The organism is Bacillota bacterium, from assembly GCA_040754675.1.
Classification (GTDB): domain Bacteria; phylum Bacillota; class Limnochordia; order Limnochordales; family Geochordaceae; genus Geochorda.
Genome location: JBFMCJ010000054.1, coordinates 1 through 13,248 on the forward strand (window position 1 = coordinate 1; position 13,248 = coordinate 13,248).

The following is a 13,248-nucleotide window of genomic DNA, read 5'->3' on the forward strand; positions in this document are numbered from 1 at the left end:
CAGCACTTCTCATCCAAGGCGTCGACGCGGCCAAGGGCCCCGAGCCGTGGATCGGGGCCGCGGCACTGGCCTATATCGGCGTGCTGGCTTCTGCCGCTGCTTACCTCTTCTGGGGCGAAGGGGTGAGCCGGGTAGGCGCGGGGACGGCCTCCGTCTTTGGCAACCTTCTGCCGGTTTTCACGGCGTTGCTTGCCGTCGTTTTCCTGGGCGAACGTCTCGCTCCATCTCACCTCGCAGGCGCGGCGGCCGTCATGGCCGGCGTCTACCTCACCGCCCGGCCCGCCCGTCCCCGGGCCGGCAGGGCGGCGGAAAGCGAGGCAGCGTCAGGTTAATCCTGTAACGACCGTGCCAACGTAGGGACATTAGTCCCTACTCCCTGAGCGTTTTGGCTACTACCGTGAAATCCGGTGGGCTGCCTCGACCTGCCACGAGGGGGGCTATTGTCGTTGCGCGTTTACACCCACGACGTCCTCATCCTGGGAAGCGGTCTCGCCGGCCTCCGGGCAGGGCTGGAGGTGCTCCACCAGACCGGCGGCCGCGTCGACCTCGCTATCGTATCCAAGACGCAGTTGATGCGGGCCCACTCCGTCGCCGCTGAAGGCGGCACGGCCGCCGTGCTGCGCCCCGAGGAGGGCGACAGCCCCGAGCTCCACGCCTGGGACACGGTCAAGGGCAGCGACTTTTTGGCCGACCAGGACGCGGTCATGCGCTTCGTCGAAGCCATGCCCAAAGAGGTCCTCCGCCTGGAACACTGGGGCATCCCCTGGTCGCGCCGCCCCGACGGGCGCATCAACCAGCGGCCGTTCGGCGGGCACAGCTTCCCCCGTGCCACGTTCGCGGCGGACAAGACCGGCTTCTTCGAGATGCAAACGCTCTACGACACGATCCAGCGCTTCGGTGGCTTCACCCGCTACGACGAGTGGATGGCGACCCGGATCATCGTGCGAGACGGCGCTTTCGCGGGCCTCACCGCCTGGGATCTGACCACCGGCGAGTTCGCCCTCTTCCGCGCGAAGGCGCTCATCATTGCGACCGGCGGGTTCATGCGGGTGTACGGGTTCACCACCTACTCGTACACGGTCACGGGCGACGGCATGGCCATGGCCTACCGGGCCGGGCTGCCCCTGAAGGACATGGAGTTCGTGCAGTTCCACCCCACCGGCCTCGTACCGTCCGGCATCCTCATCACCGAGGCGGCCCGGGGCGAGGGCGGGTATTTGCGCAACCGCAACGGGCGCCGCTTCATGGAAGACCACGCGCCCAAGCTCATGGAACTTGCGCCCCGCGACATCGTGGCCCGGGCCGAAACCATCGAAATCGAGCAGGGGCGCGGCTTCGAGCACCTGAGCGGGCTGGGCTACGTCGAACTCGACCTGACCCACCTCGGCCCGGACCGCATCAAGCAGCGCCTCCCGCTGATCCGCGAGGTGGCCATCAAGTTCAACGGCATCGATCCCATCGAAAAGCCGCTGCCTGTGCGGCCCGCAGCCCACTACTCCATGGGCGGCATTCACACCGACATTGACGGCAAGACGCCGGTGGAAGGCATCTGGGCCGCCGGCGAGGCTGCGTGCGTATCGCTGCACGGCGCCAACCGCCTTGGCAGCAACTCCACGGCCGAATGCCTGGTTTGGGGATCCATCACCGGGCGGGAGGTCGCCCGCTTCGCGCAGGGCCAGAAGACGGTTGCCGACGCCCCGATGGCGGAGGCCGAGGAGGAGCAGGCGCGCCTCGAGCGCCTGCTCCAAAGCCGGGGCGACGAAAACCTCTACGACATCCGGGCCCGCCTGCGGCAGGTGATGGACGAGAAAGTGGGCGTCTTCCGAGAGGAGCAGGGCCTGCGCGAGGCGCTCGACGAGGTGCGGACCCTCAAGGATCGCATCCAGCGCATCAAGCTGGACGACCGGAGCTGGGTCTACAACACCGACCTGGTCTCCGCCCTGGAACTCGAAAACATGCTGGATCTCGCCGAAGTGGTGGTGCTCGGCGCCCTGGAACGCAAGGAGTCCCGTGGCGCCCACGCCCGCCGGGATTACCCCGGGCGCGACGACGAACACTTCCTGGCGCACACGCTCGCCTACCACACCGAGCGCGGGCCGCGGCTGGAGTACATCCCCGTCAACATCACCACCTGGAAGCCGGTGGAGCGCAAGTACTAGCCGTCAGCTCAAGCGAAGAGGGCAACTGTCGCAGGAAGGTGAGATGCTGACCGATGGCAAGCCGGCTGGAAACGCAGGCTCCTCAAGCACCGCAGGCCCATCCGGCGCGTCCACAACGGCTGCCCAACCGCCTCGGACTCAAGGGGTGGGTCTACGCCGGGCGGTATCCCGTCGAGCGCTATCTTTACATTCTCCACCGCGTGGCAGGCCTGGGGCTGGTGCTCTATTTGCCGTTGCACGTCTGGGTGACCAGCAGCCGGCTCCAGGGGCCGGAGGTCTGGGCACGGACGATGGCCGCCCTGTCGTCGCCGCTGTTCCGCTTCGGTGAGTTTCTGGTGCTGGCGGCCTTTGTCTTCCACGCCCTGAACGGCATCCGGCTGCTTTTGGGCCACCTGGGCTTCACTTTGGGCAGGCCGGCTGAACCCGTCTATCCGTATCCCATAGCCCTGCGGCGCCAGCGCCCGCTCACCGTTGTGCTGATGATGGTCGCCGCCGTCTCCATCGCCGTGGGCCTCTGGGAGATCGTGGTCAGGTAGGGGGGCGCTTTTGTTGCGGGAAACCAGGCTGTGGCAGCTTCACCTGTTTTCGGCCCTGGCGCTCATCGTGCTGTTGTCCTTGCACATGGGCGTGCAGCACTACGAGAAGATCCTGACCGGACTGGGCCTTGTCGGCGAGAACGTCCGCGACTTCGCATCGGTGGCCGGCCGAGCGGGCAGCGCCTGGTGGAACGTGCTGTACGTGCTGCTCCTGGGCTTTGCCCTCTACCACGGGCTTTACGGCACGCGGCGGATCCTGCACGAGGTGTGGTACTCCCGCCGGGCCACACGGGTCATCGACACGCTGGTGGTCGTCTTCGGGCTTGCCGTCTTCATCTACGGGCTCTGGGGCATCCTGCAGGCCACCCGCATGGGAGGGGCGCTTTGATGGCATCTACGTCGAGCCGTTCCACAGCAGTAGCCGAGGCGAATCCCGCCCAGGCGGAGGCGGCCGGGGCTGCCGCGGCCGCGACGATCACCGTCCGGGTCGCCCGCTTTGACCCGGAGAAGGACAAGGCGCTTCGCTGGCAGGAGTTCAGCGTGCCGACCGCGCCTGGAATGACCGTGCTGGATGCGCTCGTCTCCATCAAGGAGCACCAGGACGGCTCGCTTGCGTTCCGCAGCTCGTGCCGCATGGGCGTGTGCGGTTCGTGCGGGATGTACGTCAACGGGAAGCCCAGGCTTGCGTGCCAGACCCAGGTCGGCGAACTTGGCCAGGTCATCGAGGTCGCGCCCCTGCCCAACCACGACGTCATCAAGGACCTGGTGCCGGATCTCTCCCGCACGTTCGAGCACCACCGGGCGATCAAGCCGTACATCATCCGGGACGACGAGGCGGAGATGGCGTCGCCGACGCGCGAGTTCCGCCAGACGCCCGAGGAGATGGAGCGCTACCTCCAGTTTGCCTACTGCCTCAAGTGCAGCCTGTGCGTGGCAGCGTGCCCCACGGCGGCCACCGATCCGCTCTTCCTCGGACCGCAGGCGCTGGCACAAGCGTACCGCTACACCGCCGATACCCGGGACTGCGGGTGGCAGGAGCGGTTCGACGTGATCGCCACGGACCACGGCATCTTCAACTGCCACCTGGCCGGGGCGTGCAGCGAGGCGTGCCCGAAGGGCGTCGACCCGGCGCTCGGGATCCAGCTCATGAAGCGTACCCTCGTCAAGGGGCCGGCCCACCGCGCCCCGGCGCCGATCGTCGAAGAACCGAAGAGCGTCATCGACGAAAGCAAGCGGCCGCAGGCGCCGCCTCCAACGGTCTGAGGAGGGCTCGCCACCTCAGGCCGGGCTTAGCGTTCCGGAGGCCTCATGCCGGTGGCCGTTCATGCCGGCGCCGGCACCTACCTGATGCGGGCGGTACCGCTGCTGGCGGCGCTCGGCCGCCTGTCGGGTGGGGGCGGGGAAGCCCCGCTGGCGCAACCTGGGGCCGTGAGAAGAAGGCAGGGAGGGTGGGATCTGCTGGCATGTCGACACCCGAATGGCGGATTGAGCCGGGGCTCGATGGAGAGGCGCGAGTCAAGGTGACCCCGCGAAAGACCGCGGCGGCCTTCACCAGCGGCGCGGTGGAGGCGTTCGCCACCCCGGCCCTGCTGGCGCTCATGGAGCACGCTGCTTTCGAGGCCACCCGGGCCCACCTGCCGCCCGGGCTCACCACGGTGGGCTCGGCGGTTCAGATGCGCCACCTGGCTCCCGCCCCGGTGGGGGCCGAGGTGATGGCGCGGGCCCGGCTGGTGCAGGTGGACGGGCGCAAGCTCACGTTCGACGTCGAGGCGTTCGATGGGGTGGAGAAGGTGGGCGAGGCCACCCACGAACGGTTCATCGTGGACGAGGCCCGGTTCCAGGCGCGCCTGGACGAAAAGCGCAAGAAGCTCGGCCTGCCATGAAGTCTCAGAGGCTCTCGAGCACCCCGGCGAGGCGCCTCACGACCGGGGCAATCTGGCCGGGGCGCGCCGCCATGCGGCAGTAAACGGCCCCTTCGTCGGGATTGATACTGAGATGGCGCACCAGCGGGCTTTCGGCGGCTTCCAGCAGGCGCTTGAGCAGGTCGCGGCTCGCCGGGGTGCTGTAAAGCAGCCGGTAGCGCTGTCCCCTGTGCTGTATCCACTCCTCCTTGAGTTCGTGGGGATCGGCGATCCGGGGATGGAAGAGTCGCAAGTGGGCCGGGTATAGGTGCGCGCGAGCCCGCAGCGGCTGGTTGGGGCGCCACAGCAGGTAAAGCGTGTCATGGCGTCTCCACGCCCACGAGATGGGGAAGTACAGGAGGCTGTGCCGGGCCAGGGCCGTCAGGGTTGCCTCGACCCGGTTGAGGTCGCCCCGCCTGACCACGTAATCCGCCCGGTAGCCGATGACGCCGCCGATCCACGTGTAGCTTTGGTCCTTGGGCTTGAGTGCCTCCTCGCACTCGGCGGCGGTCTTCTGGATGATGCGCCAGTTGGCCTTGCGCCCCCACAGGAACTGCAGGTACGTCGCCCCGGCGAAGAGGACGATGTAGGGAAGCCATGCGGCGGTTGTAGCGTCCATTACGGTGACCCTTACCTCGCACCTTCCAGCAAGAATGGGGCAAGCGACCTCATGGCCTCGAACCCGATGGGTTCGGGCGAGAACGCAGGAATCTTGCGGGTCGGGTACGGGTACGCTTCGACGTCCGGCTCCTGTTCCCCGCCGGCCGCCTTGTTGACTACCATCATGGCCACCGGAACGCCAAACGCTGCGAGGCCGTCGAGCGCCCGGGCCGTCTCGAAGGTGGAGAGCCGGTCGGGGTTCTTGACCGCCAGCACGCCGCAGGTGTGGACGTCCTGCAGGCGCCGGCGCAGCGTCTCCATGGATTGCCGGTAGCTCTTGAGAATCTGGCTGATGGGGTCGTTGTCCTCGCGGGTGGCGAGGTGGAGTTCGGCTTCGCCCACGCGAGCGTGCTGCGGCCCCAGCACCTGTTCCAGGACGAAGCGGCGTTCCAGAAGGGCCCTTCGCACCGCCGCCAGGTGGTCGGCCCACCGGACGGAGACCGTCGGAAGCGACAGCACCCGCAGCGTGAGCCCGGTCGGGGGCGTGTCGATGATGAGCACGTCGGCGCAGCGGGCCTGCGCCAGATCCAGGAGCCGGCTCATCTCCTCCAGGGTGGCGTGTTCCTCGACCCCCGGCGAGTAGCGCAGCGTCTGCAGGTAGCCGTCCAGGTTGAGCGCCTGAAGGTAGCGGTAGGCGCCGCGCACCTCGTCGGCCTGCCGCTGCAAGAACCGCTCCAGCGCCCGGTCCGTGTCCACCTCGAGCGCCTGAAGCCTGCCGGCGGCGTCCACCGGCTGCGGGTCAGGCCCCAGCTTGACGTCCAGCACGTCGCCCAGGTTGTGGGCGGGGTCGATGGAGGCGGCGACCACGGAAAAGCCCCGCTCGGCGAGCGCGACCGCCAGTGACGCCGCCACCGTGGTCTTCCCCGTCCCGCCCTTGCCCAGGGTCATGAGGAGGTATGGCTGCCCTGCCGCCAGCCGGCCGGGCGTCTCGCTCAACAGGCGTCCCAGCGCCTCCGACGCGGGCGGATGGCCCCCGGCCGGATGGTTGCCGTCCGGTCGAGGCTGGGCGTTTGCCCTAAAGATCGAAGAGAGCAGCGATTTCCGCATAGGCGTCATCGATCTCCTGTGCGCGGGCCCTCAGGACCCAGAGCTCCCGGCCCATCTCGGGCAAAAGCCGCAGCGCAAGCGGGGTGGGGGGCGACGGGAGCCCGACGAACGACCCCAGCACCAGCACGGCGAAGACGTTCTCGAGTTCCCGCCGCTCCACCTGGATGTAACCCACCGCCCGCTGGCGCAGCCACGCGCTCAGCGCGTTCGCCGCGGCGCCAAACGCGTGGCGCAGCACCCCTAGCGCCCGCCCCCCGCAGCCACGCCAGGCGCCACGCCTGCTCTGACCTCCCGGTAGGATATCGAGAAGTCAACCAGCAGCAGCAGCGCCAGCGCGGCCATCACGGCGAAGATGACCTTGATGGCGGCGGTCACCGGCACGGCCCAGATGTACCACAGCACGCCCGCGAAGACCGTGACCCACAGGAACAACCCGGGTACCGTCACGGCCCACTGGTAGCCGCCGGCCTTCTGCACCTTCAGCACCCACATGGCCATCGTCAGCATGGCGACGGCTGCAACCATCTGGTTGGCCCCTGCGAACGCCGACCACACCTTCGTGTAGGCGCCGTCCCAGGCAAGCCAGGCTGCGAGCAACGCCACGATGGCGCCGCCGACCCAGCGGTTCGTCAGGACCCTGTGCGCGCCCGTGCTCGACCTGCGCAGCGGCTCCAGCAGTTCCTGCCAGGTGAACCGGCCAAGCCGGGTTGCGGTGTCCAGGGTGGTCATGACGAACGCCGTCACCCAAAGCCCGGCGAACAGCGACCCCAGCCTCGTCGAAAGCCCGAACACGTCGCTCAGTGCGTGCCCGTAGCTGTGGGTAAACAGCCCCAAAGCGCCGCCGACGGGCCCGGCGGCCTTCAGGAGGTTCTGGGCAAAGTAGACCTTGTCGGCGGCCAGTTGCTCCAGGGAGACTCCCAGGGCCACGACCCTGTCGCTCACCCCGCTGAGAACCGGCAGGGCGAACGCACCCATGGAGGTGACGACCAGCGTGGCAAGCAGCCCCTCGGTCAGCATGGCACCGTAGCCGACCGGAAGTCCGTGGCTTTCCTTGTCAAGCTGCTTGGACGTCGTCCCGGAGGCCACCAGTGAGTGGAAGCCCGACAGGGAGCCGCACGCGATGACGAGCGGGATGGTCGGCCAGAAGGGCGACGGCACGCCGCCAACCGCCGGAGCGCTCCACATCGTGTAAGCGGGAATCGTCACGTCCTTGACCGCCACCAGCAGGGCGATGCTGCCGAGGGCCAGCCCGAAGAAGAGGATGTACGCATTGAGGTAGTCCCTGGGCTGCAGCAACAGCCACACGGGGAGGCTCGACGCCAGGACGGCGTAGACGATGAGCACGATGATCCACGTGTGGAAGGCCGCATGCCACGGCCACACGTAGCCGATCCACATCGCCAGGGCACTCAAGGCAAGCCCGACGATGGTGGCGACGGCGAAGTTGACCTTCATGCGGTAGTAGAGCCAGCCGAAGATGACGGCGCCCACGATGAAGAGGAACGTCGCCGTGGGCACCTCAGGGTTTGCCACGAAGTTGTTGCCGGCCACGCTCATGAACGCGGCCACGACCAGTATGAGGGTCAGGTAGATGAAGACCATCATCACGACCGAGGTGCGGGGCTTCATGACCTTACCGGCGATCCACTGCACCGACTTGCCCTCGCTGCGAACCGACGCCATCACGGACAGGTAGTCGTGCACCGCACCGATGACGACATTGCCGAACCAGACCCACACAAGCGCCGGCAACCATCCCCAGACGATGGCGATGGCAGGCCCTGTGATGGGACCGGCGCCCGCAATGGAGGCGAAGTGGTGCCCGTAGATGGCCAGCGGGTGGCCGGGGGCGTAGTCCACGCCGTCATACATGGCGTGGGCGGGGGTAGGGCGAGAGTTGTCCGCCTTTACCACCGAGCGCTCAAGGCCGCGGCCGTAGGTCAGGTATGATACCCCGTAGATGACAATGGCCAGGAGGATTAACCACGTTGTCACCCTGCTCGCTCCTTCCAAGGCTGTCTTCCGGAGACCCTCCGAGCAACTTGCGTGGGGCTCGAACGGCTCTCGTCAGAAAACGCTCTCACCCCCTTCGAGAACCCGGGAGGGAAGGATGAAGTCGCAGGGGAGGGGCCGGGAAGAGCTGGAGGACCAGACAAAACAGGCACCAGATCTGCAAAGATCGTAAACCGATTGCAAGCCCGAGCGCGTTGAAACCGGCCGAATGCAGCGATTTCTGGCTCCCGCCCGCTATCTTACTGTCGTTGCCAGTCCTGTGCAATGGGTGAGGCTCAAACGCTCTCAGGAGCGTTCAAGGCGTGCGGGTCCAGAGCGTCCCGGAGGCCTTCTGCAAAGGCATTGATGGCCATAACAAGAAGTAGAATGGCCAGGCCCGGCAAAGTGGAGACCCACCAGGCGCCAATCAAGTGTTCCCGCCCCGCGGCCACCATGCTGCCCCACGCCGGCGTCCCGGGCGGGGCGCCAAGGCCAAGGAAGCTCAACGACGCTTCCATGAGCACCACGTATCCGGTCCGGAGCGCCGCCATGACGAGAAGCGTGGGGAGGATATTGGGCAGGATCTCCCTTTTCAAGATGCCGGCGCTTGAGCGCCCGATGGCTCGGGCGGCCTCGACGTACTCGCGGCTCTTGTGCGCAAGCGTCTCGCCCCGGGCCAGCCGGTAGAATTCGACCCACGTCTTGAACGAAAGCGCGAGCACCAGATTGACCAGGCCCGGCCCGATCAGGCCCATGACCAGAATGGTAAACAGCAAGTACGGAAAGGCCATGAGCAGGTCGGCGGCCCGGGAGACGAAGGCATCCAGCGTTCCCCCGTAATAGCCCGCCGCAGTCCCCAAACCGGTCCCGACGACGGCCGATAGCAGCACGGTGAGGACGCCCACTGCAAGCGACACCCGCGCCCCGTAAATGATGCGGGAGAAGATGTCGCGCCCGAGTTCGTCGGTGCCGAGCCAGTGCCCGGGGGACCAGCCGGGGAGCGGCCACGGCGGGGCGAGCCGGGCTGCCAGGTCGAACTGGTCAGGGCTGACAGGCGCCACCGCTGGGGCCAGTATGGCCACCAGCACGTACGCCGCAAGGACAATAGCCCCGGCCGCGGCCGCCCGGTGCCGGCGCAGGCCGCGGCGATAGGCGCTCAGGTCGTAGCGACGCGCGGGTTGACGAGCGTGTACAGCAAGTCCACCAGCAGGTTCGCTCCCAGAAAGGTCAGCGCATACAGCAGCACCGCGCCCTGTACCAGTGGGTAGTCCCGGGCGAAGATGGCCGAAACCACCATCCGCCCCAGCCCGGGCCAGCCGAACACCGTTTCCACTACCATGTTGCCGCCCAGGAGCACCCCCATCTGCAGCCCCAGCACCGTCACGGCGGGAGCCGTTGCGTTGCGCAGCGCGTGCTTTACGATGAGGCGCCATCCGCTCACCCCCTTGGCCCGGGCCACCCGGATGTAATCGGCTCGCAGAACCTCCAGCATGCTGGCGCGGACGACCCTGGAGAGGACGGCGGCGAGCTCGGCGCCGAGCGTGACGGCCGGAAGCACGAGGTGGCGCAGCGCGGAGCGCAACGCGGCGCCCTTGCCCGCCAGGAGGCTGTCGACCAGCATGAGACCCGTCCTGGCGGGCAGGTCGAGCCCCGGGTCGAGCCGGCCCGAGGCGGGCAGCCAACCCAGTGTCACGCTGAACAGCAGGATCAACACCAGCCCCAGCCAGAAGCCGGGCATCGCGACCCCCACGAACGCCGCTCCCATGGTCGCATGATCCAGCGCCGAACGATGGCGAACGGCCGAGACCACACCCGCCGGTACGGCTACCGTCACGGCGAAAAGGAGAGCCGCCAGCGCCAGCTCGAGGGTGGCGGGCAGCGCTTCGGCGATCAGCTCGGAGACGGGCCGGGCGGTACGGATGGAGTCGCCGAGGTCGCCACGAACCAGGTTGTGCAGGAAGCGCGTGAGCTGGACCGGCAACGGTTTGTCGAGGTCCAGATGGCTGCGCAGCGCCTGCATCTCGGCCTCGCTCACGTTGCCGGCCTGGCCCATCATAATGTCAACCGGATCCCCTGGCAGCAGGCGCAACAGCGTGAACGTCACGAGCGTGATGCCCACGGCCAGGGGCAGGGCGGCAAGAAGCCGCCGGAGCATCCAGGCGCCGGCCGCCCTACCGGACAACGTACCCCGCCTCCCGCAGGAGCGCCCGCGCCCTGTCGGGGTCGTACGGGTAAGGCTTCAGGCCCTCGTGGTAGCCGAACCCGCTCGGCAAGAAAGCTGTGGCCACCCGGTGCGCGTAAGGCCCGTAAAGCCCCTTCAAGATGGCCTCCCAGTCGATGGCATAGTTGAGCGCCTGGCGAACGCGGGGGTCTGAGAAGCGCTGGGTGTTCAGCTCGATCTCGTAAAGGCGGGTGCCCGGAGCGACCTTCACCTGGACGCCCCCGGTCCGTTCAAGCCGCGCCACCAGGTCGGGCGGCACCTCGTGAATGATGTGAACCTCACCTGCCAGGAGCGCCGCCACCCGCGACCCCGGCTCGGGCATCATCCGGAAAACCGCCCGGCTGAGTCTGGGCGGCTCCACCGGCGGCAGATCGGGCGAACCCCCGTAGTAGCCGTCGAAACGTTCAAGCACGATGTCGCCATCCAGGCGTCCTCGCTCGAACTTGAAGGGCCCGGCGCCGACGGGGTGGCGCACGAATCCGGCCGTCCCCACGTCGGTCATGTAATCCTTCGGGACGATCTGGGTGTGTACGAGAAGCTGCAAAAAGGCCGGGAACGGGTTATCGAGCACCATCTTCACCGTGTAGTCGTCCAGCTTCTCCACCTTTGAAAGAGGGCCGAGAAGGCCCCGGCGCGGCGACGGCCGGCCGTCCAGGCCCGTGGGCGACAGGATGCGCTCAAACGTGAAGACGACGTCGTCGGCGGTGAGCGCTTCGCCGTTGTGGAAGCGTATGCCACGGCGCAGTTTGAAGACGTACGTGGTGGGATCGGGCTGCTCCCACGATTCGGCGATTTCCGGGACGACCTCGCCGTCGGGCGTGCGGGTGACCAGCCCGTCAAACATGTTGCGCAGCACGGTCTCGGTGTCCCGGTCCCGGTAGTCCGCCGGGTCGAAGGTCACGATGCGGTCGGCCCGCATGGCCACCACCAGCGTGTCGCCGCCTTGGATCCACACGTCGTGGAGATTGGTGCGGTTATCCACCGAAGGCCGCCAGTTCATGACCCGGGCGGACGCCGCCTCTATCGTGTCCCGGTAGTAGCCGAAGATCCAGGGAGCGTCCTGGTAGATGATCTCCTGGGCCTTGAGGTAGGCCGCTTTCGATTCGGCCGCGTCGGTGGTGGTGGAGGCAATCTCGAAGAGACGGTCCACCTCGGGATTGGAATAGAACGAGAAGTTGCCCCGGTCGTCCGTCTTCAACTTCGGAATGGCCAGGTCGACCGGGAAGAACGTGGCGCTGCCCCAGTCTGTCGCGTAGGCGTCCCGTGTGCCCTTCTGGGCCTCGGCCACCAGGGTCTGGTACTCCCAGACCCTCACCTGGGCGTCGATGCCGACCTGTCGGAGGTATGCCGCCACCGCCTGCAGTTCGGCCTCCCGGCTCTTGGCGCCGTCGAGAACGATGTGAAGCACCCTGTCCCCGGCGGGCGCCGCCGAGGCAGCCGCGGGGAAGATACCCATCGCGGCCGGCCAGACAACGGCGGACAAAACAAGGAGAGCCAGGACGAAACGGACCCGCCGAATCACGCGGAGCATGCCCGTGCACCCCCGTTTGTGGCACGGCGCGCCCTGCGCGGCCCCGATGAGACAGAAAAACCCCGGGGACAGCACCCCAGGGCGAAAAAGCGCCCCGTGGGCTCGCCCCCTCTGCCACGCCTGCGAGGTTAGCTGACGGGCTCGGGCAGCCGAGGTCGCCCTATCGGCCCGCAGGCCGAATTCGCCCCGAACCTGGGTCCCCCGCTCCGCCCGGGTGGGCACCGGGCGGATTCGGCGATCTGGTGGCCACACGTAGGGTCGCGCTGTGTTGGAATGGTCGCCGCCGGAACGGCTCTCTCATTTTACCGGCTGCCGGGGCGGCCCGTCAAACCTGGTGAGAAGAGCCGTGCTGCGCTCCCGGCCGTTCGAGGCTGGCGGTCGTCCGAACAGGTATGACGAGCATAAACTCCCCAGCGGGAGGTCCGAAGCGGCGTGCGTGCTGTGGTCCTGGCCATCCTGCTCGCAACCCTCGTGGCGCTGGCCGCCCCCGGGAGAGTACCGCCGGGCCGGGAGAGCCGCGCAGCAGCCCAGGGCGGCGGAGCGGACGTGGTGACTGCCCCATCGCCGCCCGTCCAGCCCGGCTACGGCCCGGGCGGGCACGAGTACCCTTATGGCGCCGTTCGGCGCAGGGTGGGCGGCACCGGCGCCGAGCAGTACTGGATCTTCGAGCCGGCAGAGCCGGCCCCTACCCGGGCGCCGGTGGTCGTGTTCCTGCATGGATGGGGCGCCATGGTGCCCGACCCCTACCTGGGGTGGATCCAGCACCTGGTTCGCAGGGGCCATATCGTGATCTACCCGCGCTACCAGGAGACCTTGGCCACGCCGCCGCCGGCCATGACAGACCATGCTGAGGCCGCCGTGAAAGCTGCGCTCGAAACGCTGGTGCGCGACGGTGGCATTCAGCCCGACCTGGAGTACGTGGCGTTTGTCGGCCACTCGCTGGGGGGCGTCATCGCCGCCAACCTGGCGGCCCGGGCCGCGCCCGCCGGACTGCCGCAGCCCAAGGCCCTGATGGCGGTCGAGCCGGGGGATCCGCCCCGAACGGCCCTGGCCTTTGCTCGCGGCCAGCCCAGCATTCTGGAGGACTACGGGCGCATAGCCCGCCAGACGCTGATGCTCGTCGTGGTCGGCGACCGCGACCGGACCGTCGGCGAGGAGACGGCCCGGATCATCTTTCGCGATGCCGGGGCGGCGCCCGCCA

At 67.9% G+C, this 13,248-nt stretch carries 14 protein-coding genes and 1 riboswitch; of the genes, 7 read left to right on the forward strand and 7 right to left on the reverse strand.

What is annotated here, in order from left to right; translation table 11 throughout:
• From AB1609_05130 to AB1609_05155, 6 genes are all read left to right on the forward strand, one after another.
• Positions 1–332: DMT family transporter (locus AB1609_05130; GenBank protein ID MEW6045852.1), on the forward strand; the 332-nt coding region annotated here is incomplete at its 5' end.
• Positions 333–446: 114 nt separating this feature from the next.
• Positions 447–2,159, forward strand: a complete 1,713-nt coding sequence (locus AB1609_05135; protein ID MEW6045853.1) for a succinate dehydrogenase/fumarate reductase flavoprotein subunit — start codon at positions 447–449, stop codon at positions 2,157–2,159.
• Between the two features lie 53 nt (positions 2,160–2,212).
• Positions 2,213–2,695 carry a succinate dehydrogenase, cytochrome b556 subunit gene (gene sdhC / locus AB1609_05140; protein MEW6045854.1) on the forward strand — a complete coding sequence of 161 codons (483 nt, stop codon included), beginning with the start codon at positions 2,213–2,215 and terminating at the stop codon, positions 2,693–2,695.
• A gap of 13 nt (positions 2,696–2,708) precedes the next feature.
• On the forward strand, positions 2,709–3,083 hold the full coding sequence (locus AB1609_05145; protein MEW6045855.1) for a hypothetical protein: 375 nt from the start codon (positions 2,709–2,711) through the stop codon (positions 3,081–3,083).
• Positions 3,083–3,958, forward strand: coding sequence for a succinate dehydrogenase iron-sulfur subunit (locus AB1609_05150; GenBank protein MEW6045856.1), 876 nt, complete (start codon positions 3,083–3,085; stop codon positions 3,956–3,958). The genes AB1609_05145 and AB1609_05150 overlap by 1 nt, the downstream gene beginning before the upstream one ends.
• A 185-nt stretch (positions 3,959–4,143) precedes the next feature.
• Positions 4,144–4,578: a thioesterase family protein gene (locus AB1609_05155; GenBank protein MEW6045857.1), complete on the forward strand. Its 435-nt coding sequence runs from the start codon at positions 4,144–4,146 to the stop codon at positions 4,576–4,578.
• Positions 4,579–4,582: 4 nt separating this feature from the next.
• Here the strand turns inward: AB1609_05155 and AB1609_05160 are convergent, their stop codons facing one another.
• The 7 genes from AB1609_05160 to AB1609_05190 all read right to left on the reverse strand — a co-directional run bounded on the left by AB1609_05160 (position 4,583) and on the right by AB1609_05190 (position 12,047).
• Positions 4,583–5,215, reverse strand: coding sequence for a hypothetical protein (locus AB1609_05160; protein ID MEW6045858.1), 633 nt, complete (start codon positions 5,213–5,215; stop codon positions 4,583–4,585).
• Positions 5,216–5,226: 11 nt separating this feature from the next.
• Entirely contained in the window at positions 5,227–6,192 is a 966-nt protein-coding gene (locus AB1609_05165) for a TRC40/GET3/ArsA family transport-energizing ATPase (GenBank protein ID MEW6045859.1), read from the reverse strand.
• A gap of 79 nt (positions 6,193–6,271) precedes the next feature.
• A complete protein-coding gene (locus AB1609_05170; protein MEW6045860.1) occupies positions 6,272–6,541 on the reverse strand; it encodes a hypothetical protein in 270 nt (89 codons plus the stop codon).
• 2 nt (positions 6,542–6,543) lie between these two features.
• Positions 6,544–8,298 carry a carbon starvation protein A gene (locus AB1609_05175; GenBank protein MEW6045861.1) on the reverse strand — a complete coding sequence of 585 codons (1,755 nt, stop codon included), beginning with the start codon at positions 8,296–8,298 and terminating at the stop codon, positions 6,544–6,546.
• A gap of 293 nt (positions 8,299–8,591) precedes the next feature.
• Positions 8,592–9,455: an ABC transporter permease gene (locus tag AB1609_05180; GenBank protein ID MEW6045862.1), complete on the reverse strand. Its 864-nt coding sequence runs from the start codon at positions 9,453–9,455 to the stop codon at positions 8,592–8,594.
• Positions 9,452–10,450: an ABC transporter permease gene (locus AB1609_05185; protein MEW6045863.1), complete on the reverse strand. Its 999-nt coding sequence runs from the start codon at positions 10,448–10,450 to the stop codon at positions 9,452–9,454. Before AB1609_05185 ends, AB1609_05180 begins: the two co-directional genes overlap by 4 nt.
• 16 nt (positions 10,451–10,466) lie before the next feature.
• Positions 10,467–12,047 carry an ABC transporter substrate-binding protein gene (locus tag AB1609_05190; GenBank protein MEW6045864.1) on the reverse strand — a complete coding sequence of 527 codons (1,581 nt, stop codon included), beginning with the start codon at positions 12,045–12,047 and terminating at the stop codon, positions 10,467–10,469.
• Positions 12,048–12,149: 102 nt separating this feature from the next.
• Positions 12,150–12,294: riboswitch (cyclic di-AMP (ydaO/yuaA leader) on the reverse strand.
• A 185-nt stretch (positions 12,295–12,479) separates the two neighbouring features.
• Between AB1609_05190 and AB1609_05195 the strand changes: the two genes are divergently transcribed.
• Positions 12,480–13,248 (forward strand): alpha/beta fold hydrolase (locus AB1609_05195; GenBank protein MEW6045865.1); only part of this gene is annotated, 769 nt, incomplete at its 3' end.